16 protein-coding genes and 1 tRNA gene are annotated in these 25,148 nt (G+C 70.9%); 7 read left to right on the plus strand and 10 right to left on the minus strand.

Annotated elements, in window-relative coordinates; translation table 11 throughout:
- Positions 1 to 102: 102 nt before the first annotated feature.
- Positions 103 to 2,208 (minus strand): RICIN domain-containing protein, encoded by a 2,106-nt coding sequence (locus ACF08F_RS19720; RefSeq protein ID WP_392299802.1) that lies wholly within the window; start codon positions 2,206 to 2,208, stop codon positions 103 to 105.
- A gap of 477 nt (positions 2,209 to 2,685) precedes the next feature.
- On the opposite strand from ACF08F_RS19720, the gene ACF08F_RS19725 reads away from it, so the two are divergent.
- Positions 2,686 to 3,516 (plus strand): DUF1206 domain-containing protein, encoded by an 831-nt coding sequence (locus ACF08F_RS19725; protein WP_392299803.1) that lies wholly within the window; start codon positions 2,686 to 2,688, stop codon positions 3,514 to 3,516.
- A 261-nt stretch (positions 3,517 to 3,777) separates the two neighbouring features.
- On the opposite strand, the gene ACF08F_RS19730 is transcribed toward ACF08F_RS19725, so the two are convergent.
- The 4 genes from ACF08F_RS19730 to ACF08F_RS19745 form a co-directional block, all read right to left on the minus strand.
- A complete protein-coding gene (locus tag ACF08F_RS19730; RefSeq protein ID WP_392299861.1) occupies positions 3,778 to 4,659 on the minus strand; it encodes a 3-deoxy-7-phosphoheptulonate synthase in 882 nt (293 codons plus the stop codon).
- Between the two features lie 133 nt (positions 4,660 to 4,792).
- Entirely contained in the window at positions 4,793 to 5,836 is a 1,044-nt protein-coding gene (locus ACF08F_RS19735; RefSeq protein WP_392299804.1) for a pyridoxal phosphate-dependent decarboxylase family protein, read from the minus strand.
- 22 nt (positions 5,837 to 5,858) lie between these two features.
- Positions 5,859 to 6,521 (minus strand): response regulator, encoded by a 663-nt coding sequence (locus tag ACF08F_RS19740; RefSeq protein ID WP_392299805.1) that lies wholly within the window; start codon positions 6,519 to 6,521, stop codon positions 5,859 to 5,861.
- Positions 6,496 to 7,668, minus strand: a complete 1,173-nt coding sequence (locus tag ACF08F_RS19745; protein WP_392299806.1) for a sensor histidine kinase — start codon at positions 7,666 to 7,668, stop codon at positions 6,496 to 6,498. Before ACF08F_RS19745 ends, ACF08F_RS19740 begins: the two co-directional genes overlap by 26 nt.
- A gap of 174 nt (positions 7,669 to 7,842) precedes the next feature.
- Here ACF08F_RS19745 and ACF08F_RS19750 point away from each other — a divergent pair, with 174 nt between their 5' ends.
- A complete protein-coding gene (locus tag ACF08F_RS19750) occupies positions 7,843 to 10,122 on the plus strand; it encodes an MMPL family transporter (RefSeq protein ID WP_392299807.1) in 2,280 nt (759 codons plus the stop codon).
- 246 nt (positions 10,123 to 10,368) lie between these two features.
- Positions 10,369 to 10,560 (plus strand): hypothetical protein, encoded by a 192-nt coding sequence (locus ACF08F_RS19755; protein ID WP_392299808.1) that lies wholly within the window; start codon positions 10,369 to 10,371, stop codon positions 10,558 to 10,560.
- A 193-nt stretch (positions 10,561 to 10,753) separates the two neighbouring features.
- On the opposite strand, the gene ACF08F_RS19760 is transcribed toward ACF08F_RS19755, so the two are convergent.
- The gene (locus tag ACF08F_RS19760; protein ID WP_392299809.1) at positions 10,754 to 12,733 is read right to left on the minus strand and encodes a galactose oxidase-like domain-containing protein; all 1,980 of its coding nucleotides are present in this window, start codon (positions 12,731 to 12,733) and stop codon (positions 10,754 to 10,756) included.
- Positions 12,734 to 13,074: 341 nt separating this feature from the next.
- Here ACF08F_RS19760 and ACF08F_RS19765 point away from each other — a divergent pair, with 341 nt between their 5' ends.
- The 3 genes from ACF08F_RS19765 to ACF08F_RS19775 all read left to right on the plus strand — a co-directional run bounded on the left by ACF08F_RS19765 (position 13,075) and on the right by ACF08F_RS19775 (position 16,237).
- Positions 13,075 to 15,339, plus strand: a complete 2,265-nt coding sequence (locus ACF08F_RS19765) for a Dyp-type peroxidase (RefSeq protein ID WP_392299810.1) — start codon at positions 13,075 to 13,077, stop codon at positions 15,337 to 15,339.
- A 248-nt stretch (positions 15,340 to 15,587) separates the two neighbouring features.
- A tRNA-OTHER gene (locus tag ACF08F_RS19770) sits at positions 15,588 to 15,707 on the plus strand.
- Between the two features lie 161 nt (positions 15,708 to 15,868).
- Positions 15,869 to 16,237, plus strand: a complete 369-nt coding sequence (locus ACF08F_RS19775) for a hypothetical protein (RefSeq protein WP_392299811.1) — start codon at positions 15,869 to 15,871, stop codon at positions 16,235 to 16,237.
- Positions 16,238 to 16,499: 262 nt separating this feature from the next.
- Here the strand turns inward: ACF08F_RS19775 and ACF08F_RS19780 are convergent, their stop codons facing one another.
- The 4 genes from ACF08F_RS19780 to ACF08F_RS19795 all read right to left on the minus strand — a co-directional run bounded on the left by ACF08F_RS19780 (position 16,500) and on the right by ACF08F_RS19795 (position 23,876).
- Positions 16,500 to 17,954 carry a GH1 family beta-glucosidase gene (locus tag ACF08F_RS19780; protein ID WP_392299812.1) on the minus strand — a complete coding sequence of 485 codons (1,455 nt, stop codon included), beginning with the start codon at positions 17,952 to 17,954 and terminating at the stop codon, positions 16,500 to 16,502.
- A gap of 163 nt (positions 17,955 to 18,117) precedes the next feature.
- Positions 18,118 to 19,209 (minus strand): DUF1996 domain-containing protein, encoded by a 1,092-nt coding sequence (locus ACF08F_RS19785; RefSeq protein WP_392299813.1) that lies wholly within the window; start codon positions 19,207 to 19,209, stop codon positions 18,118 to 18,120.
- Positions 19,210 to 19,351: 142 nt separating this feature from the next.
- Complete coding sequence (locus ACF08F_RS19790; RefSeq protein WP_392299814.1) at positions 19,352 to 21,544, minus strand: discoidin domain-containing protein; 2,193 nt, start codon at positions 21,542 to 21,544, stop codon at positions 19,352 to 19,354.
- Positions 21,545 to 21,680: 136 nt separating this feature from the next.
- Positions 21,681 to 23,876 carry a discoidin domain-containing protein gene (locus ACF08F_RS19795; RefSeq protein ID WP_392299815.1) on the minus strand — a complete coding sequence of 732 codons (2,196 nt, stop codon included), beginning with the start codon at positions 23,874 to 23,876 and terminating at the stop codon, positions 21,681 to 21,683.
- A 190-nt stretch (positions 23,877 to 24,066) separates the two neighbouring features.
- On the opposite strand from ACF08F_RS19795, the gene ACF08F_RS19800 reads away from it, so the two are divergent.
- Positions 24,067 to 25,086: a LacI family DNA-binding transcriptional regulator gene (locus tag ACF08F_RS19800; protein ID WP_392299816.1), complete on the plus strand. Its 1,020-nt coding sequence runs from the start codon at positions 24,067 to 24,069 to the stop codon at positions 25,084 to 25,086.
- Positions 25,087 to 25,148: the final 62 nt, after the last annotated feature.

Genomic DNA, 25,148 nt, shown 5'->3' on the forward strand with positions numbered 1-25,148 from the left:
ATGCGGAGAGCCGGGGCGCCGGTGGACGGTCGTGGTGACCGTCCACCGGCGTCGGACCGGACGACCGGGGCCGCTTGCCCGGCCCCGGTCCGGCGGTCGGGGTCAGGAGGCCTTCTGGACCGTCCACGCCTGGGTCGCGGCACCGTTCGCGCGCCGCAGGTCGAGCAGCCAGCTCCCGTAGTACGGGCGGTCGCTCACCGACAGGGCGTAGCCGCCGCTCGGGTCGGTCACGGTGACCGCTCCGTCGCGGGCGGCCAGCTTCCACTTCTGCGTGGCCGCGCCGCCGCACGGCTGCTGGGCGATCCACATGCCCGCGGTGGGGGCTCCGCCCGTCTGCAGGCACTTGCCGGAGACGGCGGATCGGATGCGGACGAGCCCGTTGCCCGCGTCGTCGAACAGCCACTGCTGCTGGGCGTAGCCCGTGGCGCGCGCTCCGACGAGCACCGTGCCGTCGGCGGAGCGGCCGCCCCAGACTTCGGCGGCCATGCCGGTGCCCGCGTTGGCGAGGGTGTAGCGGGTACCGGGCGTGGTCGTGCCCTTGCCCGCTCCTGCCGTACGGAACGTGGTCGTCCGACCCGCCCCGCTGTCACGACCGGACCGGTCGCGGACCGAGACGGCGACCTTGTACTCGGTGCCGGGCCGGAGGTTGTAGATGCGCAGCGACTGCGACTGGACCCAGGTCAGGTGCCTGCCGTCCAGCAGGACCTGGTACCAGGCGGCGCCCTCGACCTTGGGCCAGCTCACGACGGCCGCCGTGGACTGGATCTGACCGGCCGTCGGCGTCGGTCCGCCAGTGGGCTGCTTCGTCGGCGTCGGCGTCGGCGTCGGGGTCGGGGTCGGCGTCGGCGTCGGGGTGCGAGTGGGGGTGGGTGTCGGGGTGGGGTTCGGGTTGGGGGTGGTACCGCCCGTGGACCGCATCAGGAACTGGTTGTCGGCGATGTTCCAGTGCGTGGCCAGGTAGCTGCCGGCCTTGGGGTTGGTGTGGAAGTAGTCGTCGTGATTGCAGTCCAGGATGTTCTCGGCAGCCCGGTTGGAGCACACGTACCGCATCTGCGGGTAGTACGGGGTGTCCGAGTAGCACATGACGTCGTACTCGTCCGTGCAGTGCGCGCCGCGACTGGTGTTGGGCGCGCTGTTGTTGACCGCGCCGAGGTTGTGTCCCAGTTCGTGCGCGGCGGTGTGACCGCCCCAACAGCCCGCGTCCGTACGACCGTAGGAGGGGCCGAAGTTGCTCTGGTTGTTCTGCCCCGGCCGTTCGTCACCGGCGAACGTGCCGATGCCGCAGTAGACGTTGGTGTCCGCGAAGATCATGTACTTGCGGTCGCGCCGGTCGAGGCCCTTGGCAGCGAGCGCGTTGTTCGTCGCGCTGAACTCGGAGAGTGCGGACGAGGGAAGCTCGATGTTGAGGACGGTCGGCGTGCAGTCGGCCGCGGTCACGTAGCGGATGTGCCGTACGCCGCCGGTCTCCTTCGCGCTCATGGAGTAGATGAGGTCGGCGTCGGCCGCCCACTTGCGGAACGAGGCGACGTACTCGGCGTACCGGTCGCGGCCCGGGCCGTGTACGTACACGACCTGCACGCGGTTGCCGGTGGTGCCGTCGCCGTCGCACTGGACGGTCTGTCCCGCCGGGCCCGCGGCGACCGTCTGGCCGGCGGACGGCGCGGTCGGCTTCGGGGCCGCGGCGGCGCCGGTCCTGGCGCCGTCGGCATCGGCGGCGGGCGCGTCCTGGGGACTTCCGGCGCCCTTCGCGGGGCCCGCGGCCCCGGATGTGGGCTTCGCCGGGTCGGCCGCGGTGGCCTTGGTGGTGACGGCGGGAGGCACGTCCGCCTTGATGTCCACGCCCTTGGGCGGAGCGTCGGGCCCGTGGGTGCACAGGCCCGCGTCGGTGCGATAGGTGCCCGTGCAACGGTCGCCCCGGGGAGCCGCCTTGAGTCCGTTGTAGACCATGCCGCGCCGGGTGTCGTTGGCCGGCTTGCCCACGATGGGTTCCGGCTCCTCGTCGCGGGTCGGGGCGGCGGCCGGCGCCAGGGGAACGGTGGCGGTCGCGGGTATGCGCGCCTGCGCGGGGGTCCTGGGCCCCTCGTTGCTCCCGATGCCTGCGTAGGCGGCCCCTCCGGCGATCGCCGCCGCCGACGCCACTGCGGCGGTGAGGAGCATCAACCTCCGGCTCTTGCGCCCGTGTTCACGCTTCCTGCGATGTCTAGTCATGCGCACCTCAAATCCTTGGTCGGAGGAGTGGGTGCGCGGAAGCCTGCCAGATGCGTGCGGTGGAGAATTCGGGCAAACGGGAATGCCCGTCGAGATATCTGACCGTTACCTACGGTGCCGTATCTGATGAACAATCAATATCCATGCAGGTGAGGCAAGTTGGGATTTCGTTGGTGAATGGTCCAGGCCTTTTCTGAGATCTCGTTATCGAATCGAGATAGGCGGGGCAATGTTATTGACGGAGATTCAGTAAGGTATTCATCTATTTATCACCTCTCGAATTCCCCTCGTCACCAGCCGTGAGGACGCCGTCGGTGCTCAGCCGAGGGTGAAGTGTTCGCTCCCCTCTCCCGGAGCCGAGAGGCCGGGCAGACGGCTCGCTGAAGGGAGGTGAGGGACGTCGCGCGGCCCCTGCCTCCTGATTCCGAGCGAGCATTCGGGGCATGCGAGGGGTCCGGACAGAGGAGAGGACCTGACATGACTGCAACCGGGTCGTCGTGGGCCGCCGCGAGGCGAGCGGCTCGGGGGGACGTCGTACGCACGGGTGCCCGGGTGGGTTTCGCGGCGCGCGGTGTGCTCCATCTGCTCGTCGGAGTCCTGGCCGTACGCATCGGCCTGACGGGCACGAACGAGCAGGCCGATCGGGGCGGGGCCCTCACCGAGGTCGCCGCGACGCCTTTCGGAGCCGCCCTGCTGTGGGCGCTGGGCGTCGGACTCGCCGGGATGGCGGTGTGGCGGCTCTCCGAGGCGCTGTTCGGCTCGGCGGGACCCGAGAACGACGGCGCGGGCAAACGCGCCCTGTCCGGCGCGCGGTTCGTCTTCTACGGAGTCTCGTCCTTCCTCGTCCTGGCCTTCGCGGTCGGCGACCGGGGCAGCGGGGCCGGTTCCACCGACCGACAGAGCCAGGACGTCACCGGACGCCTGCTCGCTCTGCCCGGCGGCCAGTGGTGGGTGGGCGCCGCGGCCGCAGGGTTCCTCGGCGCGGGACTGTGGATCGCGGGCCGCGCGGCACTGCGCACGTACCGCAAGCACCTCACCTGGGGCCGGATGTCGAAGCACCAGCGGCGGTTCATGGACGTGACGGGTATCGCAGGAGGCGTGGGACGCGGGCTCGTCTTCGGCGCGGTCGGCTACTTCGGCCTGAAGGCGGCGGTCGCCTTCGACCCGAAGGAGTCCAAGGGCATGGACGACGCCATCCGCTCCTTCGCCCAGACACCCGTGGGGCCGTGGCTCCTGGTCGCCGTGGCCGTCGGGCTCGTCCTTTTCGGTGTGTTCTCCTTCGGTCAGGCCAAGTGGCGCGACGTCTGAGCCCGGCCGCACTCCGGCGAGCCGCGGCTGCTCGTCCCCGCCACACCCGGCTGCGACACCGTCGTCGAGATCGACTCCGACACGGCGTGTGCGGCCAGGGTCAGGGTGATGTGACGGTGCCATCCGCGACGGCGGCGGGTCTCGCCCTTCACCGATGTCGTCAGGACGGTCAGGAGGACCGTCCTGACGACTGCGGCGTGGGTGCCCGCAGGCCTCGGCAAGGACGTCACCGTCGTAACCCTCGGAACAAGGAGCCACGCTCTAACGGTGAATCGGGTACATCTCCGCCACGAGGAAGGCCAGGTCGAGGGACTGGCTGCGGTTGAGGCGGGGGTCGCAGGCGGTCTCGTAGCGCTGGTGGAGGTCGTCGACGAAGATCTCGTCGCCGCCGCCCACGCACTCGGTGACGTCGTCACCGGTGAGCTCGACGTGGATGCCGCCCGGGTGGGTGCCGAGCTCCTTGTGGACCTCGAAGAAGCCCTTGACCTCGTCGAGGACGTCGTCGAAACGGCGCGTCTTGTGGCCGGAGGCGGCTTCGAAGGTGTTGCCGTGCATCGGGTCGGTGACCCAGGCGACGACCGCGCCCGAGGCGGTGACCTTCTCGACGAGCTCGGGGAGCTTGTCGCGGACCTTGTCGGCGCCCATGCGGACGATGAAGGTCAGCCGGCCCGGCTCGCGGTCCGGGATACGGGCCTTCTCGTTGAAGTCGAAGCCGTTGACCGAGTCGCCCCGGTACGTCGGCAGGGTCACGCCGTCACGCGTCTCGGTCCCCTTGGAACGGGGCTTGGAGTACTGGCCGGCGATACGGCCGACCTTCACCACCGGCACGGAGGCCGCGTAGGTGAGGACGGCACTCATCTGGAGCAGCGTCTTGAGCTTGGCCCGGATGTGGTCGGCGGACACCGCGTCGAAAGCCTCGGCGCAGTCGCCGCCCTGGAGCAGGAACGCCTCGCCACGGGCGACGGCTCCCATCCGGGCGCGCAGCTGGTCACACTCGCCGGCGAAGACGAGCGGAGGATAGGACTCGAGGTCCGCGATCACATCGCGCAGAGCCTCGGCATCGGGGTACTCGGGCTGCTGCGCCGCGGGCAGGTCTCGCCAGGAGTCGACGTTCAGCGTCGCGGCCGGCGCGCCCGCGAACACGTCGGAGTCCGGAGGTCTGTCCGGCTGTATGAGCTGTGTCGAGGTCAGGACGGACATCGGGGTGGTTCCACTTCGGTTCCGGGGCCGCCCCTGGAACGGGGCGGCCGGTCGAGGGGAGGGGGGGCCGGGCGCGTCAGGCCCGGCCGGTGACGTCGGCGGGAGTACGGGCCGTGGCGTCGGCGGGAGTACGGGCCGTGGCGTCGGCCGGGGTGACGGCGGTGGCGTCGGCGGGAGTGCCGACGGTGGCGGCGCCGGCGGCGGCGGTCAGTGTCGCCGCGAGCGACTCGCGCAGGACGTCGAGGACCGTGTCCTCGTCCTCCGGGGTCGTCCGCGGATTGATCGTGCAGATCCGCATGACCGTCCGGCCATGGATCCCGGTGGTGTGCAAGCCGACCCGGTTGGACGCCATGACGTGGTCGGCGAGGGCCCGGTTCAACGCGTTGAGGTCTCCCTCCGAGGCCGCGTCCGTACCGGTGTAGCGGAACGTGAGGGTGGCGAGCCGGGGACCGCTCTCGACGGTCCACCCCGGCTCGGCGGCGATCCGCGCGGCGAGTCGTTCCGCGCGCTCGAGCCCGCCGCGCACCGCGGCCCGGAAGGAATCGGCGCCGAACGTCTTGAGGGACATCCACAGCTTGAGCGCGCGGAACGAGCGGGTGGTCTGGAAACCGTGGTCGTAGAAGTTGACCTCGCCCTCGTCGGCGTCCAGGTCGGCGAGGTAGTCCGGAACCAGGCGGAACATGTCCCGCAGATGCCCGGTGTCCTTCACCAGCAGCCCACCGATCTCGAACGGCTGGAACCACCACTTGTGCGGATCGATCGAGAGCGAATCCAGTTCCTCGATTCCCCGGAGCGCCTCGCGGCCCTCGGGGACGATCGCCGCTGCCGCGCCGAAGGCGCCGTCACCGTGCATCCACAGGTCGTGCTCGCGGCACACCTCGGCGATCTCCGGCAGCGGGTCGACCGCGGCGCTCCGGGTGGTGCCGACGTTGGCGACGACGCAGAACGGTGTCCGGCCCGCTGCCCGGTCCTCTTCGACCATGCGTCGCAGCGCGGCGACGTCCATGGTGAGGTCTTCGTGGGTGGGGACGAAGCGGAGCTGTTCGGGCGGCTCGCGCGGTCGGCGGCGGCAGCCGCGGTGGCGGCACCGTCGAGCGCCGCCTGCCGGGCGGGGGCTCATGGGACATGGCCCGCCACCCGGCTCAGGTTCCGGGGAGGATGCGGCGCGTTTCGTAGGCCCACATGGCGATCTCGACCCGGTTGCGGGCGCCGAGTTTGGCCATCAGGCTGGCCAGATGCGTCTTCACCGTGCTGAGGCTGATGTGCAGCGCGTCGGCGATCTCGGTGTTGGTCAGCCCGCGGGCGACGGCGACGAGCACCTGCTCCTCGCGGGCGGTGACGGGGGAGACCGGCTGGGCCACGGGCCGGCCGGCGGGCAGGTCCGAGAACGCCTGGAGCAGGCGGACGGTGACGCTGGGCGCGATGAGAGCCTCGCCGTCGGACGCCGACCGTACGGCCTGGGCCAGAAGGTCCGGTCCCGTGTCCTTGAGGAGGAACCCGCGGGCGCCGGCACGCAGTGAGCCGTACACGTACTCGTCGAGGTCGAACGTGGTGATGACGACCACGGCCAGCGGGTCGGCGACGCCCGGGCCGGCGACCAGCCGGGTGGCCTCGAGCCCGTCGATCACGGGCATGCGGATGTCGAACAGGCACACGTCGGGGCGCAGTTCCTGGGCCAGACGTACCGCTTCCTGTCCGTCGGCGGCCTCGCCGACCACCTCGATGCCGGGCTGGGCGTTCAGCATGATCCGCAGCCCGGTGCGGATGATGGTCTGGTCGTCAGCGACGAGGACGCGGATGGGCACCGCTCTCGGTCCTCCCTCTCGGCAGTTCGGCTTCGACATGCCAGCCCTGGTCGGTGCCGGGGCCCGCTCGCAGTGTGCCGCCGAGCAGCGTCGCGCGCTCGCGCAGTCCGGTGAGTCCGTACCCGGCACGGCCTCGGCCGGTGCGTTGCCCGTTGTCGCGCACGCTCACCCGTACCGTGTGCCGTTCCGCGGTGACCCGGACGACGACCTCGGTCGCGTTGACCGCATGGCGCATGGCGTTCGTCACCGACTCCTGCACAATGCGGTAGACGGCCGCGTCCACGGCCGGGGGCAGCGTGTCCAGTTCGCCTTCGAGACGCAGGTCGACCCTGAGGCGACCACCCGGGGCGCGCACCAGGCGCTCCAGATCCGCGACACCGGCAGGCGGCGCCAGCTCGGCGCCGGTCCCGCGGTCGCGCAGCGCGGCGACCATCGCTCGCATCTCCTCCAGCGTGCGCGCCCCCTCCTCCTCGACCCCCTCCAGCGCCTCGACGGCGGCGGACGGGTCGGTGCCCGCGAGCACCCGGCCCGCCTGGGCGCTGATCACCATGGCCGAGACGTGGTGGGCCACCGTGTCGTGCAGTTCCCGGGCGAGCTGCTCACGCTCGCGGGAACGCACCTGCTCCAACTGCCTCTCGCGAGCGGTCCCCCAGAACCGCACGGCGGCCCCGATCAAGCCGGGCAGCGAGAGGAAGACGAAGCCCCCGACCTGTTCGGCGGCCGGGATCTCGTCCGCGACGACCGCCAGCGCGAAGGCCGTGAGGATCACCGCGCTGCCCAGCACGATCTCCCGTCCCGATCCCCACCGGGGCAGCGCGTACACCAGCACGAGCACGACCATGCCGGCGTCCAGGCCGACGTGCCCGCCCGGTGCCGCGACCAGCGAGGCCACCTGGAGCAGGATCACCGAGCCGAACCCCAGCGTGACCATCGCCAGCGGGTGGGTCCGGCGCCACAGGGGCAGCAGGCACGTACAGACGGCGAACACCACCGCCACCGGCCGCCACACGACGTTCTCGCGCAGGGTGGCCTCCAGCACCACAGCGACCAGGCTCACGGCGAGCAGCGCCCAGTCCCGCCACACCCGGGCGGGCGCGTCGGGCGGCCGGGGTTCGGTCCACAGGGTTCGCAGGTCGTCGCGCAGCACGGTTTCAGCTTAGGGGCCGCGCCGTGCCGCGCATCGGCCGAAAGTACGGGGTGTCACTCGGCCCCGGGGCCGACGGAACCGCGGCCCGCGAGCCGATGCCGCAGAGCGCCGCGGCGACGAACCTCGGCATCGGAGGCCGCACAAGGACGGCCGACGAGGTGGTTGGAGGACCCGATGCTCTCGAAAGCCCTGTTGCGCCTGGGCACAGGCGCCGCCCGTCATCCCTGGCGGGTGATCGCGGCATGGCTGATCGCCGCCACACTCGCCGTCCTCGCCGCGATCGCCGTCGGCGGGCGGACCGCGGACTCGATGACCGCTCCGGGACTGGACTCCCAACGGGCCGCGCAACTGATCGAGCGGGCCGGCACCGGTCAGGAGGGCATGACCGCCCAAGTGGTCGTCACCCCCCTCGACGGCGGTGCGACGTTCTTCGACCGCGGCAGCGCGCTCACCGCTCTCACGCGGCTCCAGACCGAGGTGCAGCGGCTGCCGCACGTGCTCGGCACGAGTGACCCGGCGGGGGCACTCAACGCGGGCGGGGACGCCACCGTGCGCGGCGGCCTCGTCTCGGCCGACGGGCGGGTCGCCGTCGTCCGGGTGCAGTACCCCGACCAGAGCCGGCTGTCGGCCGAAGACCTCGACGCCCTCGTCGATCTCGGCGACCGGCTGCGCGCCGAGCTGCCGCTGCGCATCGAGATGGGCGGGAGCCTCTTCTACGCCTTCTCCGACCCCGACGGCGGCACGAGCGAGCTGATCGGCCTCCTCGCCGCGGCCACGATCCTGTTCCTCGCGTTCGGGTCGCTCGTCGCCGCCGCGCTGCCGATCGGCATGGCGGTCTTCGGGCTGACCGTCGGGGTTGCCACGATGACGGTACTGGCGGGGGTGACGGACGTCCCGAGCTTCGCCCCCGTCCTGGGCAGCATGGTCGGGCTCGGAGTGGGCATCGACTACGCGCTGTTCGCACTCGCCAGACACCGGGAGTACCTCGCGCGCGGGCTCGACCCCCGCGAGGCGGCGGGGCGAGCGGTGGCCACGGCGGGGAGGCCCGTGGTCTTCGCCGGCGGCACCGTCGTCGTGTCGATCCTCGGCCTGGCGGTCGCGAACGTACCGTTCATGACGGTGGGCGGGGTCGCCGTCTCGATCGTCGTTCTGATCATGGTGGTCGCGTCGGTGACGCTCCTGCCTGCCTTCCTCGGTGCCGCCGGCCCACGACTGGCCCGGGCGGGCCGGATCGGCCGGGCCCTGCAGACCAGGAGGCCGGACCGGCTCGCACGGCGGCGGGACCCGGCGGCAGGTGCCGCCCACGCCGCAGGGTGGCGTCGCTGGATCGGGCACGTCAGCCGGCACCCGGTGCCGTACGCGGTCGGCGCGGCGGGGCTGCTGCTGACCGCGACGCTGCCCGTGCTCGGCCTGCGCGTCGGCCTTCCCGACGACGGCTCACAGCCCCAGAGCCGTACCGAGCGCCGGGCCTACGACCTCGTCGCCGAGGGATTCGGCCCGGGCACCAACGGTCCCCTCGTCATCGCCGCGGACCCCACCGGTGATCCGGGAGTGGTGGACCGGCTCGTCGGGGCGGTCGCGGCGGATCCGGGCATCGCATCCGTCGCGCCGACGCACATCGACCGGGCCACCGGCATCGCGACCCTCGTGGTGTTCCCGACCACCAGCCCTCAGGACAAGGCCACGGCCGACACCATCGCCCGGCTGCGCACCGACGTACTGCCCACCGCGATCGGGCACGGACCGGCCGAGGCGCACGTCGGCGGCGCCGCCGCGAGCCTGTCCGACGTGGGCCAACGCACCAGCCAGCGCCTGCCGGCGTTCGTCGCCGCCGTGCTGGCGATGTCGTTCCTGCTGCTGATGCTGGCCTTCCGCTCGATCCTCGTACCGCTCAAGGCGGTACTGCTGAATCTGCTGAGCATCGGCGCGTCCTACGGGATCATGGTCGCTGTCTTCCAGTGGGGCTGGGGAGGCGCACTCATCGGGCTGGAAGCGACGGTTCCGATCGTGTCGTTCATCCCGATGTTCCTCTTCGCCATCCTGTTCGGCCTGTCGATGGACTACGAGGTGTTCCTCCTCTCCCGCGTACGCGAGGAGTACCAGCGCACCGGCGACAACCGCACGGCGATCGTCGAGGGCGTCTCGGGCACCGCCCGGATCATCACCTCGGCCGCCCTCATCATGGTGGCGGTCTTCCTGTCCTTCGCCGTCGCCGAGGACCCCTCCACCAAGATGTTCGGGCTCGGCCTGGCCACCGCGATCTTCATCGACGCCACGGTCGTACGCATGGTGCTGGTCCCGGCGACCATGACACTCCTCGGCCGGAGCAACTGGTGGCTGCCGAAGTGGCTGGACCGGCTGCTTCCCCACGGCCCCGTCGGCAGGGAAGACACCGACGACACCGACGGGGAATCCACGGGTGAGGCCCCGAGCCAACGGCTGGTCGACCGTTGACTCAACCCCCGCGTCCGAGTGCACTGTCGTCCGGCTCGCCGGCCGGGGCGCCTTCGAGGGGCCCCGGCCGGTGTGCTTGTGGGTCCCAACGAGCACCCGAAAACCCCAGCGGCAAGCCCTGACCATCCAGATCCATCGCGCGCAGGAGCGCCGATACGGCTGCCCACGCCGGCGCTCCTGCCTCGTTGTCGTTGCCGCGTGAGAGGCTGCCCGGCGACACCAGGACATGGACGGAGAGCCGGCGGGATGGATTTCGAGGGCGCAGTCTGGCGACTGATGCGGCAGGAGGAAGTGCTCGGCGAGATCGTCATCGACGAGGCCGACTTTCCCCGGCTGTCGCTCGTGGCCCCGTCCGGTCCGGTCGCGGACTTCCTTCTGCACATCAGTGACGATCGTGCTTGGTTCAGGTGGAGTGACGAACCATTCGAGGACGGCTGAGCCCGCCGTCGTCGACACGAGGAAGGTGATTTTGGCGGGTAGGGGGCAGGTCCTGGGCCGCCGATGGCGGGCCGGATTCTGAGCCGAGCCGAGCCGAGCCGAGCTGAGTTGTGCGGTGTTGCCCAGTGGACGGCGAGCCCCAGCCGTTTCCCGTGTCCCGGCTGGAGGCTCGCCCCGCAGGAGGCAGCGGGTGTCAGCCGTCGGCCTTGGCCTTGGCGGTGGTGGAAGCCGTGGCGGAGGCCGTCGGGGGCTTGAGCTGGACCCAGCCGGCCTTGCTCGGCGCGCCCTCCTCGTTGAGGAGGAAGAGCATGTAGTGGCCGGGGGGCGCCGCGGCTGCGGTCGGTGGGGCCTGGAGCTCCAGGAAGTTGCCACCGCGGCTCTTGATGCGCAGTTCGACGTGACGCTGACTGGTGTTGATCGAGTGGGTCGCCGTGGTCGGTGCCAGCAGGACGGCGCGGGTGACGTCGCCGGGGGTGCTGGTACTGACCGTGATCTTCTCGTTGTAGCCGACGCTGGGGTTGAAGATCAGACCGAGCGCGGGGCGGCTGCCCTGGTGGAGGTAGGCCGGCTCGTAGATCTCGATGCTTCCGTTGTTGTTGTCGGTGACGTCGGGGTCGTTGGCGAGCTGCTGGAGCTCGTCACCCGTGATCATGACGCGGCCGTCCGGGAGGACCACGGCGTTGGAGTGGTAGCCGCGCGGCAGCCGCTGGACGGGGCCGAGCTTCCAGTCGCCGTTCTCGTCGCGCAGTTCGACCTGGCGGTACTTCAGGTCGGCGTTGGGGTTGTACGGTCCGTTGCCGTAGTCGCGGATGTCGAAGGCGCCGTTGACGGTGAGCAGGTTGCCGTTCGGGAGGAGCAGGGTGTCGTCCTGGGTGCGGCCGAAGGCGCGGGGCTTCTCGGTGTTCCACTTTCCGCCGGCCAGACGGTACGTGTTCGGGTCGTTGCGGTCGCCGCCGAGGACGAGGACCGAGTCGGGGCCTCTGAAGCCGGCCGGCAGGGGGACCGCGGAGCCGTAGTTGCGCCTCCACTCCCCGCCGTCCGGGCCGGGCTTGTCCTTGTTGATGTCCGGGCGGTTCGGCAGGTCGGTCTTGGTGTCGGCGGCGGTGTCGAAGAGCCACTGCTGGTCCACGGAGCGGCCGAGCCCGTAGATCTTCCCGTCGCGCAGCGAGAACAGGTGCGGGTAGTCCCACTTGAACGGGGCTTCGGTGGTGAGCTTGTCCACCCCCCAGCCGATCGGCTTGACCGTCTTGTCGACGGGCACGGGGTGGGCCGCGGAGGGGAAGCGCTCGACGAGCGGAGTGGGCGTGCCCCAGCCGAGTTCCGACTGGCCGGACATGATCAGCTGACGTCCGTCGGCGCCGGTGACCACACTCGGGTACCACCGGCCGACGGACATGTCCTTGTTCAGGTACCACTCCTCCGTCCAGGGGTCGAAGACCAGGGACAGCTTGGCCCCGGAGCCTCCGTTGCCACCGAGGTTGCCGCCGAAGACGCCGAGCATGCCGTTGGGCAGGTAGGAGTGGCCGGCGCAGAAGAACGGGGCCGGGCGGGGCTCGTTCTTGCCGTCGGGCATGTTGATGACCGGCGGCTTCTTCTCGGAGAACGCGCCGGGGCCGGTTCCCTTCGCGGGGTCCCAGATCCAGGCGCGGCCGGCGTTCTCCTTGCCGATGGTGTCGGTGGGGGCCGGCTCGTTCTGCGGGTTGACCTCGATGCGCTCGAAGGAGAACAGCAGGACCTTGCCGGTCGGCAGCAGCGCGATGTGGGCCGCGAAGTCGGGGGACTGGAAGTACTCGCGGAACCGGCCGAACTCGGCCGCGTCGAAAGAGGCGTTGGCCTTCTCCTGGGAGGCGGTCAGGGCCTTCAGACGCTCTGTGCGGGTGGTCTGCGGGTACTCGCCGACGTCGGCCAGTGCCTTCCGGGTGCGGGCGTGCTCCTCGGCGTGCTCCCTGCCCAGTGTCGCCGCCTCGTCCGGGTCGACGGCGACCGGTGCGGTCGCTGCCCGGGAGGCGGGGCCGTAGGGGTAGGCGCTGCCCTGCTCGTCGTGACCGTCGTGGGCGAGTACGGGGCCTGCCGACGCCAGGGCGACGGACGCGGCCATCGCGGTGGCGGCGCAGACGGAGATCGCCGTGGCGAGCCGGCGGCGGACGAGCGGGGGCGGACTGCTGCGGGACATGGGGCTCCTTGCCGTGGAGGTGTGGTCGCGCCGGCCCCGGCCGGGGGACGAGCCGGGGGGCGCACCAGGACTGCCACTTGTTTACGCAGAGTGACAGGCTTCAGCTTTGCCGCGGGTCACTCGGCTGTCACCCCGAGGCATGCAGGCGGGTGATCCCGAGCGCCGGAAGCGCTCCAACGCGCCTCGTGCGCCCCCCGACCAGCACGTTTGTGGAAAACAAACGGGTGAAGGCCGGCTTCGTCGGCCGGTCGGCCGCCGGAGTCCCGCCTGAGTGCCGCGTACCTTGCTGACTACTCCACGTGACAACGGTGTGGAGGTGTCGATCTTCGGGAGTGTGCACGGTGGACGATCTCAAGCTGCGTGACAGCGACGACATCCAGGGCGATGTGATCGCCGGCTTCAAGAAGGACCAGATGACCCTGCTGTTCCTCAAGTTCGAGGACGCGGCGCGGGCACGTACCTGGGTCAAGGGCTTGGAACCGCAGATCTCCACGACGCGGCAGGTGGCCACCTTCAACGCCGCCTTCAGCAAGGCCAGGAAGGCCTCGGCCGGCGACGACCCGAAGACGCTCAAGGCCACCTGGATCAACGTGAGCTTCACCTGCGCGGGCCTTCGGGAGCTGACCGGCAAGGACCCGTTGCCCTCTGTCAGGCCCGGGAGTGGCCTGGAGGCCTTCAAGCAGGGCTCGGCCAAGCGGGCGCTCGGGGACACCGGTGACAGCTCGCCGGAGATGTGGCTCTTCGGCAACGGCAAGGGACAGGTCGTCCACGCCGTGCTCACCGTCGCCTCCGACACGGTCCAGGACCTCCAGGCGATGGTCCGGCAGCAGAGAGAGGCGTGCGCCGCGGCCAAGATCGTGATCGTGTTCCAGCAGGACGCCGCCACCTTGCCCGGAAGCCGGAGGGGCAAGGAGCACTTCGGCTTCAAGGACGGCGTCAGCGAGCCCGGAGTGATCGGTTTCGACGAGCCGGACCCCGTCAAGCCCGAGTACGTCAAGGGCCATCACGGTACGCGGCTGATCCCGCCCGGCGAGTTCCTCGTCGGCCACGACCGGGTGGGCGGCGTGCCGCACGAGACGCCCGACTGGGCCGACAACGGCACCTTTCAAGTGGTGCGGCGGCTCGGCCAGGACGTCCCGGGCTTCTGGTCCCAGGTCGCCGGGCAGCTGAGAGTACTCAAGGAGGAAAAGGTCGTGCCCCCTGAAGCCACCTCGGAGTGGCTGGCGGCCCGCCTCGTCGGCCGGTGGCGCTCCGGGACCCCCGTCGCCACGTGCCCCAACGCCGACAGGCCCTCCAACGCACTGGCCGGCGACGACAACGACTTCGGCTACCGCAACGACCCCGAGGGCTTCATCACCCCGCTCTTCTCGCATCTGCGCTGCACCAACCCCCGGGACGGCCTGCAGGAGAGGCCCGGCGATCCGCCGTTCGACGAGAATCCGGTGATGGACCGCCGACGGATCATCCGCCGCGGCGCCCCGTACGGCGCGCCCTTCGACCCTGCCTCGGACGGGCCGGGCGGGCCCGACGAGAAGCGCGGTCTGCTCTTCGTCTGCTACCAGTCGGACATCGTGCAGCAGTTCGAGTTCATTCAGAAGGCGTGGATCGACAGCCCGGACTTTCCGCCCAACCGGCCCAACAAGCCCGGCCCGGACGGAATGGTCGGCGCCGCCGGCACGCTCAGCTACGAGAGCCCCGGCCGGACCACTCCGCTGAGCATGAGCCAGTTCGTCGTCACCGAGGGGTCCGTCTATGCCTTCGTCCCCTCGCTGACACTGCTGCGACTGCTCGGCGACGGCCGGCTCACCGACAAGCCGCCGGCCGACGTCCGGCCGACCGACGCCTTCCTGCCCATCCCCGACATGCAGCGGATCGACGGCAAGAGCTGGTACTGGGCGTACGGGACCGGGGCCGACGGTGAAGCCGTCTGCCGGACCCTGTCCATCGCCGACGGGGACGAGCACACGGACGTCCGCGAACGCCCCGACCGGCCGCTGAGCACCTGGCCGTGCTACGCCGGAGTGAGAAAGGTCGACGCGATCCTGCCCGTCCCGGACGAGCAGCGGATCAACGGCCGCAGCCGGTTCTGGCTGTTCCACACCGTCGAGGGACGGCAGGTCTACCGGAAGATCTCGATCGCCGACGGCGCCGAGTCCGGACTCCCGCTGGAGCGGTCCGCCGCGATCGACCTCCCGGACCGCTCGCTCTCCGCCTGGGTCTCCTTCCAGGGCATCGAGAGGGTGGACGCCTTCCTGCCGGTCCCCGACATGCAGCGGGTCGACGGCAAGAGCTGGTACTGGGTGTTCCACACGGTGATGGACCGTCAGGTGTACCGCCTCGTCTCGGTCGCCGACGGCAGGATGCACCAGGACAGGCTCGAACGCGGCGACCGCGGCCTCGACCTGTGGCGATCGCTCGCCGGGATCACGCGGGTCGACGAGTTCCTCGCGGTCCCCGACATGCAGAGGATCAACGGCATGAGCCTGTTCTGGGTGTTCCACCGGGACGCGTACCGGATCATCGTGATCCGCGACGGCCACGGCCACGAGGACCAGGTCACGGTCGAGGACCGGCCGCTGACGATGTGGAGGTCCCTCACGGGCTGACCTGCGCCCCCCTCGGCCCCCGGCTCCGGTGCAGCCGTGCGACCGCCACAGGTGCACGGCTGTCCCGCCAACACGTGGAGCCCATGCGCCACGAGTACTCCAGGCGGGACGTGGACGAGCGCTGGTGGGGTGAGACCGGCTGACCGAGGCGGGCGACGGTTGCCGGCGGCTCGGATAAGGATTCGTCCGCAGAGAACGGTGCCTCTAAGCTTGGTCAGAGCGGGAGTGCGCGCGTTTCCGCAGGTTGCGGTGCCGTGGCAGAGCGGTCTATTGCGATCGCCGGGGGTGAGGTCCCTCCCTCGGCGAGTGACGGGGACGGGGCGGGCCTGCCCCCATCTGTCTCGCGGGTTCAAATCCCGTCGGCACCGCAGCCGACCAGAACGTAGGACAACGCACGGCCCTGCTGCCGCGCGCCAGGCACAGCGCAAGCCGTGCGGCCCGGTGATCTTGCCTGGCACCCACTCCTCCCCATGGTGTCCCGACTACGCTTGCCGTGGTCACGGCCACGATCGAACGAGGGGGAACTCCCATGCCGTACGAGACCGGCGCGAAGGTGAAGCTGACCAGGGATGTGCAGGTCACCGCGAACGACACGGCGGGCAGGATCGGCTTCCCCGGTCCGCTGTGCCTGGCCGAGGGCCTGGTGGGCGTCGTCACAGGCTCGGCGAACGAAGCCGGCGGCGGCCTGGCCCAGGACGGGCTCGCGGAATTCGAACGGCAAGTACGCGGCGCCCAGTTCGATGCCTTCACGGCCGGCGTGATCGACAACCTCCGTCAGCAGATCATCCAGCGCGGAGGGATCGACGCCGGAGTCGGCACTCAGATCAGGTACAGGGTGCGCTTCGACAACGGGTTCGTTCTGGGCGGTCTCGACGAAGGCTGGCTGACCGCAGCCTGAGTACCTGCCACCACGCCCCCGCCGGCCGGCGGGGGCGTCGCAGTGTCTGTCGCCAGATACAGGGATGTCGGTCTGACGTGACGGTCTAGGGCGTGTTGCGAAAGTCCCGCCTGCCCGACGGCGCCTGGCACGCACGCTCGCCGCGTTGTCGGGATCACCCCGATACATCCAGTATCGGGGCGACCCTCCGCCTTGCGATCGCACGCACCAGACGCCGTCGGGCCCGCCCTTCGGGCGGCCGGCGCTACTTTCGCAACACGCCCTAGCCCTCGCTCGCGCCATCGCGCTCGCTCGCGGCGACCCGACCGGCGGCGCCGCGGACGCGGTGGGCCGTGTCACGCAGCCACAGGGCGCTGCGCTTCGGCGTGCGGCGCTGGGTGGTGTAGTCGACGCGGACGAGCCCGAAGCGCTTGTCGTAGCCGTACGCCCACTCGAAGTTGTCCAGGAGCGACCAGGCGAAGTATCCGCGGACGTCGGCTCCGCCGGCGCGCGCCCGGGCCACCGCGGCGAGATGGGCGGCGAGGTAGCCGGTGCGCTCGGTGTCGTCGACGAAGCCGTCGGCGTCGGGCCGGTCCTCGTACGCGGCGCCGCTTTCGGTGATCACCACGGGGGTGCCGGGGTAGTCCCGGGCGATGCGCAGCAGCAGGTCGGTGAGGTCGTGCGGCATCACCTCCCAGCCGAGCCCGGTGACCGGAAGCCCGCCGTGCGGCAGGTTGCGGGTGACGGGGATGCCGCGGGCGTCGGTGGCGGCGCCGTGCTCGTCGACTCCCGACGTGCGCATGGAGCGGTAGTAGTTGACGCCCAGCGTGTCGATGGGCGCGGCGATCGTCTCCAGGTCGCCGTCCCGGACGGGGATCTCGATGCCGTGGACGGCCAGGTCGTCGACGAGGTCCTGCGGATACCGGCCGCGCAGGATCGGGTCGAGGTAGAAGCGGAACCCGAGGGCGTCCGCCCGGCGGGTGGCCTCGCGGTCGGCCTCGCTGTCGGTGGCGGGACTGCTCGTGCCCAGGAGGTGGGTGACGGCCAGGTCGAGCGGGCGGCGGTCGGCGGAACGCAGCCGCCGGACCGCGAGGCCGTGGGCGAGGTGCAGATGGTGCACAGCCGCCACTCCGTCGGCGAGGGAGCGTCCGCCCGGTGCGTGGACGCCTTCGACATGGCCGAGGATCGCCGAGCAGAAGGGCTCGTTGAGGGTGGTCCAGTGGGTGACGCGGTCACCGAGGCGCTCATGGACGAGTTCCGCGTAGTCGGCGAAGCGGTACGCGGTGTCGCGGGCCGGCCAGCCGCCCGCGTCCTGGAGCTCCTGGGGCAGGTCCCAGTGGTAGAGGGTCAGCCAGGGGGTGATGTCGCGCGCCAGGAGTTCGTCGACGAGCCGGTCGTAGAAGGCGAGTCCCGCGGGGTTGCCCGGGCCGCGCCCGTGGGGCTGGACACGGGACCAGGAGACGGAGAAGCGGTACGTGTCGAGGCCGAGGGAGGCGAGCAGGGCCACGTCCTCCGGCATGCGGTGGTAGTGGTCGCAGGCCTGATCGCCGGTGTCGCCGTTGTCGACGGCTCCCGGGACACGGCAGAAGGTGTCCCAGATGGACGGGGTGCGGCCGTCCTCGGCGACGGCTCCCTCGATCTGGAAGGCGGAGGTGGCGGCGCCGAAGCGGAAGTGCGGTGGCAGGAGGTCGATGAGCTCGTCGTACTGGGCGGTGGCGGAGGGGGCCGGGGCGGTCATGGGCTGCTCCTGAGGCCGGAGGCGAGGGGTCGGTCGGAGGGTGCGGCGCGGGCGTGAGAGGTCGGTCGGACGGTGGGGCGCGGGCGTGAGAGGCGCTCGGGGGCGCGGGCACGAGGACGGCCCGGACGCCGGCGTGGGCGTCCGGGCCGTGCGGGGGCGGGGGTCAGGGCAGACGGTGGTCTTCGTTCAGCACGGTTCCGCGTTCGGGGCGGTACAGGTCGAAGCCCCGGGTGTCGCACTGGAGGCCGCCGACGATGCAGTGGTCGACCAGGGCCTTGAGGGTGCGCTCCTCCCACGCGTTGAAGAAGTCGTAGTGGAAGGAGTAGCCGCGGCCGCTGGCCAGGCGGACCTGGGACATGTCACCGTTGACCGGCCATGCCATCTTGAACTCGATCATCGGCAGGGCGACCGGGTGGGAGGCCGGGCACATGTTGTCGTTGGTGCCGGGCTTGACCACCGGGTAGGCCATGTGGCTCTTGTGGTCGGGGGTGTCGAGGTACAGGCCGTTCCAGCAACTGGGCGCCTGCATGCGCAGGTTGAGCTGGACGTCGGGCCGGTTCGGACAGGTGGTCGGGATGTCGGTGTTGAAGAAGCTGTCACCGCATTCCCAGCCCTCGACGAAGCCCTTGTGGGACCGGAACTCCTCGGCGCTCTGCATCGGGTTGCCGACGACGAACCGCAGCCCCTTGGGGAAGGGCCGCACGCTCCGGTAGTCGGTGACGCCCGCCTTGTAGTAGATGACCTGGGGGCCGACGGGCAGGATCTTCTGGTCGCCCTTGTACAGCGAGGGCATCCAGTACGCGGAGGCGTCCGCGGGCGCCTTGCAGGTGGTGTTGCCTCCGTAGAGCGAGCCGGTGGTGCTGGCGGCGTTGGTGGAGGTGTTGCCCATGAACGTGTGGTCGTGGGACTTGCCGAACTGGCCCGGGTAGACGATCGGGTCGTCCGGCGCGGTGTGGGTGACGGCGCAGCCGGCCTGGAACTCGTGATGGTAGGCCGGGGGAGGGGTCGCGGTGGACGGTGTCACACCGGTGACCTGGGGTACGGCCGGGATGTAGCCGTCTCCGTCGGCGTCGTCGCCCGAGGCCTGGGTGGACACGGCCATGACGTGTCCGGCGTGGGCGCCCGCCGTGGCGACGGTGGGCGGGACGGGGGTGTCCGTGTCCGCGGCGGAGGCGATGGTGCCGATGCCGAGGACGCCGGCGACGAGGGCCGTGCCGAGGAGGAGTGCGGGGAGCCGCTTCGGACTCGATCTCATGGGGATCTCCTGCCCATGGGGGTGGGTTCGCGTGAGCGCGGGGACGCCACGCGACTGGCGTGATGGATTCCCTTGCGGTGGTGCAGGGGCGGCGGGGTCCTGCGGCGGTCCCCGCCACGCCCGTTCGGGGGAGCCGGCGTCGTCAGCTGTAGACGCCGAACTCGTGGAGGGAGTAGCCCCACCCGGTGCCGCGCGCGGTGAGCTGGAGCTTGACGTACCGGGCTGTGGTGGAGGTGGTGACGGTGTCGATGTCACCGTTGCCCGTGGTGGTGGTGTGGATCGTCCGCCAGGTGTTGCCGTCGTCGGAGACCTGCACGTCGTAGGACTTGGCGTAGGCGGGGTCCCAGACGAGCTGCAGGGTGCGGATGGGCTTGGCCGAGCCGAGGTCGACCTGGATCCACTGCGGGTCGCTCCAGTCGCTGGCCCAGCGGGTGCCGGTGTTGCCGTCGGTGGCGTTGGTCGCCGGGCAGGGGCAGTCGCCGTAGGAGGCCTGGGCGGAGGAGGCGGTGGTGGGCCTGTTCAGGGCGAGGTTGGTGCCGGCGACGGGCGGGGCGACGACCTTGACGGACTTGGTCTCGATGCCGACGTTGCCGCGGCCGTCCTCGGCCTGGACGTACACCTTCCACACGCCGAGCTTCTCGGGCGCGGTGACGGCGAAGGCGCCGTTGCCGAGCGAGCGGTACGGGACGTCGATCAGGCGCTTGTCGCCGTTGGCGTAGTTGCCGCTGAGCAGGATCTTGGTGGTGACGGGGTCGCCGTCGGGGTCGCGGACGTCGGCGCGGACCGTGAACTCGCCTCCTGCCGGGGCGGATCCGGCGGGGGTGACCGTCATGCCGCTGATGACCGGCGGGGTGTTGTCGCCGGCGAGGGAGCCGGTGTACGCCTTCTTGAGGGAGTAGTACGAGAGGCGCTTCAGGCCGTCGGGGAGGAGGTTGAACCAGACGCCGCCGAAGTCGTGCTCGATGCCGTAGTGGAAGGCGGTCGCGCCGAGGGCGACGCCCTGGTGGCCGGTGACGCAGTTCCAGGCCTGGGTGTAGCCCTCGGCCTTCTGGACGTCGGTGGGCTCCTCGGGGACGCCGTTGGCGTCCTTGGGGGTCTCCCACTCTCCGGCGGGACCGGTCTCGGTGATGATGTAGGGCTTGGTGTAGCCGCCCTCCACCCAGTCCTGCCGGACACCGCAGATGTCGCCGTACGCGTTCATCGAGTACAGGTCCAGGTCGGGCGCGTTCCGCTTGTAGTACGGCCAGGCGCCCGTCCACGCGTCCGTGGAGGTCACGGGGTGGTCGGGGTCGATGGAGTGGATCTTCTTGGCGACGTCGTTGACGAAAGTCGTGTAGGCGTTGCGCTGGGCCTCCAGCTCGGTGCCGCCGTAGCAGTTCTGCAGGCCGAGGACGGACTCGTTGCCGACGTTCCACATGAGCGTGGCCGGGTGGGACTTGTAGATGTCGACCCACTTGGCGAACTCGGTGAGCATGCTGCTCTTGTACGCGGTGTCCGTCACGTAGTTGACGCAGCCGCCGGATCCCGGGCCGCCGCCCGGCTGGAGCCAGAAGCCGTTGATCACCTTGACCCCGTTGGCCGCGGCCGCGTCGAGCAGGGGCTTGGTGCCGGCGTCGGTCCCCCAGGTGCGGACGGTGTTGACGCCCATGGACTTCACGTCCGGCATGTAGCGGGGGGCGTCGGCCATGGCCGGGCCCCAGGTGACGCCCTTGACGGTGAAGGGCTGGCCTCCGACGGTCAGCCGCCAGTCGCCCTGCGTCCCGCTCACCCGGACGGCGCCGCCGGGCTCGGGCTGCGCGGACCCGCCGCCGTACACCTGGAACTCCCACAGGGAGTAGCCGTACCCGGTGCCCCGGGTGACGCCCTGGAGGCGTACGTAGCGGCCGGTGCCGGTGACGGCGAGGTCGTCGGTGCCCCCGTCGCCGGCGGTCACGGACCTGACGGTGCGCCAGTCGGTGCCGTTGTCCGAGAGCTGGATGTCGTAGGCCTTGCCGTAGGCGCCCTCCCAGTTCAGGACGACGCGGCTGACGTCCTTGCTGCTGCCGAGGTCGACCTGGATCCACTGGGCGTCGCTCCACTGGCTCGCCCAGCGGGTGCCGGTCAGGTCGCCGTCGAAGGCGGCGGACGCGCCCCAGGCGGCGCCCTCCGAGGAGGAGGCCGTGGCCGTCTTCCCCTGGGAGAGCAGGGTCTCGGCGGCGGTGGCGGGCGCCGCGGTCAGCAGTGCGGTGGAGGTGACGGAGGTGGCGAGCAGGGCACCCAGGGAGAGGAGTGAGCCCGTCGTACGGGCGCGGCTGCGGGCGCGCCGTCGTGTCGTCGGGTCGGTGATCGCGGTCATGGCGGCTCCTGGACGGACAACGGGGGAGGTGGGGGCGGGAGGGGATCTCCTTCCGGGCGGCGCAGCGGGGACTGGGCGCCGCCCGGAAGGGGTGTGGGGGCCGGGACGCGCAGGAGGGCGCGTCCCGGCGGGGTCGTCAGGGGAAGTTGACGACGGTGGACGGCACGGTGGAGGTGCCGGCGGGGATGGTGGACGCCCCGGTGTCGTTGATGACGTGGTTGTAATGGCCCATGCCGCCGAGGGACACGACGAGGAGGCTGTGGAACTTCACCCCGGGCTTGACGGGTGCCTTGAAGCCGTGGTCCTGGACGATCGTCGGGTCCACGTTGTAGTTGCAGTAGCTGCCGAGGCCCCAGGCCTCGTGGGTGTTCACGGAGTCGTCGACCCGGTAGGCCGCGTACCCCTTCGTCGAGCCGTTCTGGATGGCGGCCTGGTTGGGGGCGTCGTACGCCTTCTCGTTCTGGTAGAAGATCGTGCGGCCGCGCTCGCCGTACCACTCGACGTCGTACTTGTTGAAGTGCTCGACGAAGAGGCCGGTGGCGAGCACGTCGTCGCCGTTGACCCGGACGCCGTAGTCGGCGCGGTTGGTCTCCCAGCCCCAGCCCTCGCCGTGGTCGGCGCGCCACACCCAGGTGTGGTCGATGATGGCGTCGTCGCTGTTCACGACCACGCTGGTGGTGGCCTTGCCCGCGCCGGCGCCGCCGATGCGGATGTACACGTCCTGCACGGTCGTGGGGTTGGCGGCGTGGTCGGCGCCGGAGTTCTGCGGTCCGAGCTCCAACAGCGTCGGGGAGTTGACCGGGCCGGCGTCGATCAGGAAGCCGGCGAGGCGGACGCCGTCGACGTCGGCGACCTTCATCGCGGTGACGCCGTTGTCCGGGATGATCGTGGCGAGGCCGAGGCCGAGCACGATGGTGTTGGCGCGGTTCACGTTGATGGTCTGGTCGACGTGGTAGACGCCCGGAGTGAACAGCAGGTGCAGGCCCTGGGCCAGTGCCTGGTTGATCGTGGCGGCGGTGGCGCCCGGCTTGACCACGTAGAACTGGCTCAGCGGGATCGACTCGCCCTGCGGGGTGCCGTTGGCCCAGCTGGTGCCGCGGGCGTTCACGCGCTTGGCCGGGGCGAAGACCTTGTACTCGTTGCCGTCGAGGTAGAGGTACGGCTTCTCGCGGGAGATCGGCGTGGTGTCGAGCGTGGTGTAGCGGGGCTCGGGGAAGGAGGTGGCCGGAGCGCCCTCGACGCCGGAGAAGGTCTGGTTCCAGACGCTGTTGGACCAGCCGCCGATGGTGCTCTCGCGGGTGTACCACTGCTGCTGGGAGTAGTTGCCGACCTGGCCGTCGATCTTGGAGTCGGCGATGTAGCCGCCGCTGGCCCAGCCGTAGCCGTTGGGCGCGAGGTTGAGTCCGCCCTTGACGTGCATGCGGCGGAAGGAGGAGGCCTGCGAGACGGCCCAGCGGTTGGTGCCGTTGACCGGGTTGAGGGTGAGGCCCTCGGCGCCGCGCCAGAAGTTCTGGGTGGCGTTGCCGTTGAACCAGCCGGCGTCGACGGTCACGTCACCGTTGATGGTGGTGTCGCCGGGGCGAAGCCCGAGGCCGGCTATCTGGGTGTAGAAGCCGATCTGGGCGTTGAGGCCGTTGTAGGTGCCGGGCTTGAAGAGGAAGGCGTGCCGGCCGCTGCCGAACTGGGCAGACTCCTGCTCCTGGAAGACCTGGTCCAGCTTGGCCTGGATGCCGGGCGTGGCCGGGTCCACGACGTGCACGTTGGGGCCGAGGTCGCCGCCGCCGGGCAGCGTCGGGCCGGTGGTGTCGGTGGAGCCGTACACCTGGAACTCCCAGAGGGAGAAGCCGTATCCGGTGGCCCGGGTGAGGCCGTTCATCCGGACGTAGCGGCCGGTGCCCGAGAGGGTGACGTTGTCCGTGCCTCCGTCGCCGGCGGTGACGGTCGTGACGGTCCGCCAGTCGCTGCCGTTGTCGGAGGCCTGGATCTGGTAGCTCTTGCCGTACGCGGCCTCCCAGTTGAGGACGGCGTGGCTGAGCGTGGCGCTCGCGCCGAGGTCGACCTGGAGCCACTGGGAGTCCTGCCAGGCGCTGGCCCAGCGGGTTCCGGTGAGGTCGCCGTCGACGGCGGCGCCCGCGGAGAAGGCGCCCCCTTCCGTGGAGGAGGCGGTGGCCGTCTTGCCCTGGGAGAGCAGGGTGGGGGCGGCGTGTGCCGTCGTGGCGGGGCCCAGTGCGAGCAGGCTGCCCGCCAACGACGAGACGAGTGCGCCGACGGTGGCCCGTCGGACGGCTGAGGCGGGTCGCCGGAAGACCGGCGGGGACCCGACGGAAGACATGGGGTCTCCTCTGGATACATGGGGGAAATGTGGGAGAGCGCTCTCCGGAACCTTGCCCCCAGGGCGAGTTGACGGTCAAGGCGTATGACATGACTTTTCTTTTGTCTTTCATTAAGTGTCGACCTCAAGCGTTCCGGCCATGCCGTGGACTGTTCTCCCAGCGGACACACGGCACCGCTAAGGTGCGCGGGTGGGGAATCGAGCACCGACACTGGAAGATGTCGCACGTGAGGCGGGGGTATCGCGCGCGACGGTGTCCCGCGTGGTCAACGGCGTGCGGAACGTGGATCCCGGCATCCAGCGGAGCGTGCGCGACGCGATCGCCCGGATCGGCTACACGCCCAACCAGGCCGCCCGCTCCCTGGTGACACGGCGCACCGGAACCGTCGCGCTCGTACTCTCCGCGACGGGCAGGGCCTTCGCGGCGCGGGTCTTCTCCGACCCCTTCTTCGGGCGGGTCGTGGACGGCGTCCTGCCGGTCCTGCGCGAACGCGGGATCCAGCCGGTGCTGCTGGTGGCCGAGTCGGAACAGGCCAGGACCCAGCTCGTCGAGTACCTGCGGCAGGGCGGCGCCGACGGGGCGCTGGTGGTACCGCTCGACCAGGACGACCCGCTGCCCGCGATGCTCGTGGCGGCGGGCCTCCCCACGGTGCTCTTCGGCAGCCCCCGTGACGGGGAGCGGTGCGGCTACGTCGACCTCGACAACGCCGCCGGCGCCCGACTGGCCGCCGAGCACCTGTGGGCCACCGGCCGACGGCGCCCGGCCACGATCGCCGCACCGGTCACCGCCCCCACGGCCGACGAGCGCCTCGACGCCTTCCGGGACGTCTTCGCGGCCCGGGGGGTGACGTCGGTTCCCGTCGTACGGGGCCGGTTCACCGTCGACAGCGGCCGCCGCGCCATGGCGAAGCTGCTGAAGGACCACCCGGAGACCGACGCGGTCTTCGCCGCGAACGACCTGATGGCCCAGGGCGCCTGCCAGTACCTGCGAGAACAGGGGGTGGCCGTCCCCGGCACGGTGGCCGTGGTGGGATTCGACGACTCGGTGGCCGCGCGCAAGGCGCGACCACCGCTCACCACCGTGCGCCAGCCCGTGGAACGGATGGCGGCGGCGATGGCCGGACTCCTGATCGAGGAGCTCGACGGAGGTGGCTCCGAACCCGCCTCGAAGGTGTTCGAGCCGGTGCTCGTCGTCCGCGAGTCCACCTGACCCGCCGCGAGCCACCCTCCGCGAGCCACCTGACCGTCCGCGTGTCCCTGACCTCCGCCGAC

The sequence above is a fragment of the Streptomyces sp. NPDC015130 genome, assembly GCF_043080005.1.
Lineage (GTDB): Bacteria > Actinomycetota > Actinomycetes > Streptomycetales > Streptomycetaceae > Streptomyces.

What these genes read in the sequence shown, in the direction of transcription:
- ACF08F_RS19720 (WP_392299802.1), bottom strand. Translation starts at nt 2,208, where the DNA reads ATGACTAGACATCGCAGGAAGCGTGAACACGGGCGCAAGAGCCGGAGG.
- ACF08F_RS19725 (WP_392299803.1), top strand. Translation starts at nt 2,686, where the DNA reads ATGACTGCAACCGGGTCGTCGTGGGCCGCCGCGAGGCGAGCGGCTCGG.
- ACF08F_RS19735 (WP_392299804.1), bottom strand. Translation starts at nt 5,836, where the DNA reads ATGAGCCCCCGCCCGGCAGGCGGCGCTCGACGGTGCCGCCACCGCGGC.
- ACF08F_RS19750 (WP_392299807.1), top strand. Translation starts at nt 7,843, where the DNA reads ATGCTCTCGAAAGCCCTGTTGCGCCTGGGCACAGGCGCCGCCCGTCAT.
- ACF08F_RS19755 (WP_392299808.1), top strand. Translation starts at nt 10,369, where the DNA reads ATGGATTTCGAGGGCGCAGTCTGGCGACTGATGCGGCAGGAGGAAGTG.
- ACF08F_RS19760 (WP_392299809.1), bottom strand. Translation starts at nt 12,733, where the DNA reads ATGTCCCGCAGCAGTCCGCCCCCGCTCGTCCGCCGCCGGCTCGCCACG.
- ACF08F_RS19775 (WP_392299811.1), top strand. Translation starts at nt 15,869, where the DNA reads ATGCCGTACGAGACCGGCGCGAAGGTGAAGCTGACCAGGGATGTGCAG.
- ACF08F_RS19780 (WP_392299812.1), bottom strand. Translation starts at nt 17,954, where the DNA reads ATGACCGCCCCGGCCCCCTCCGCCACCGCCCAGTACGACGAGCTCATC.
- ACF08F_RS19785 (WP_392299813.1), bottom strand. Translation starts at nt 19,209, where the DNA reads ATGAGATCGAGTCCGAAGCGGCTCCCCGCACTCCTCCTCGGCACGGCC.
- ACF08F_RS19790 (WP_392299814.1), bottom strand. Translation starts at nt 21,544, where the DNA reads ATGACCGCGATCACCGACCCGACGACACGACGGCGCGCCCGCAGCCGC.
- ACF08F_RS19795 (WP_392299815.1), bottom strand. Translation starts at nt 23,876, where the DNA reads ATGTCTTCCGTCGGGTCCCCGCCGGTCTTCCGGCGACCCGCCTCAGCC.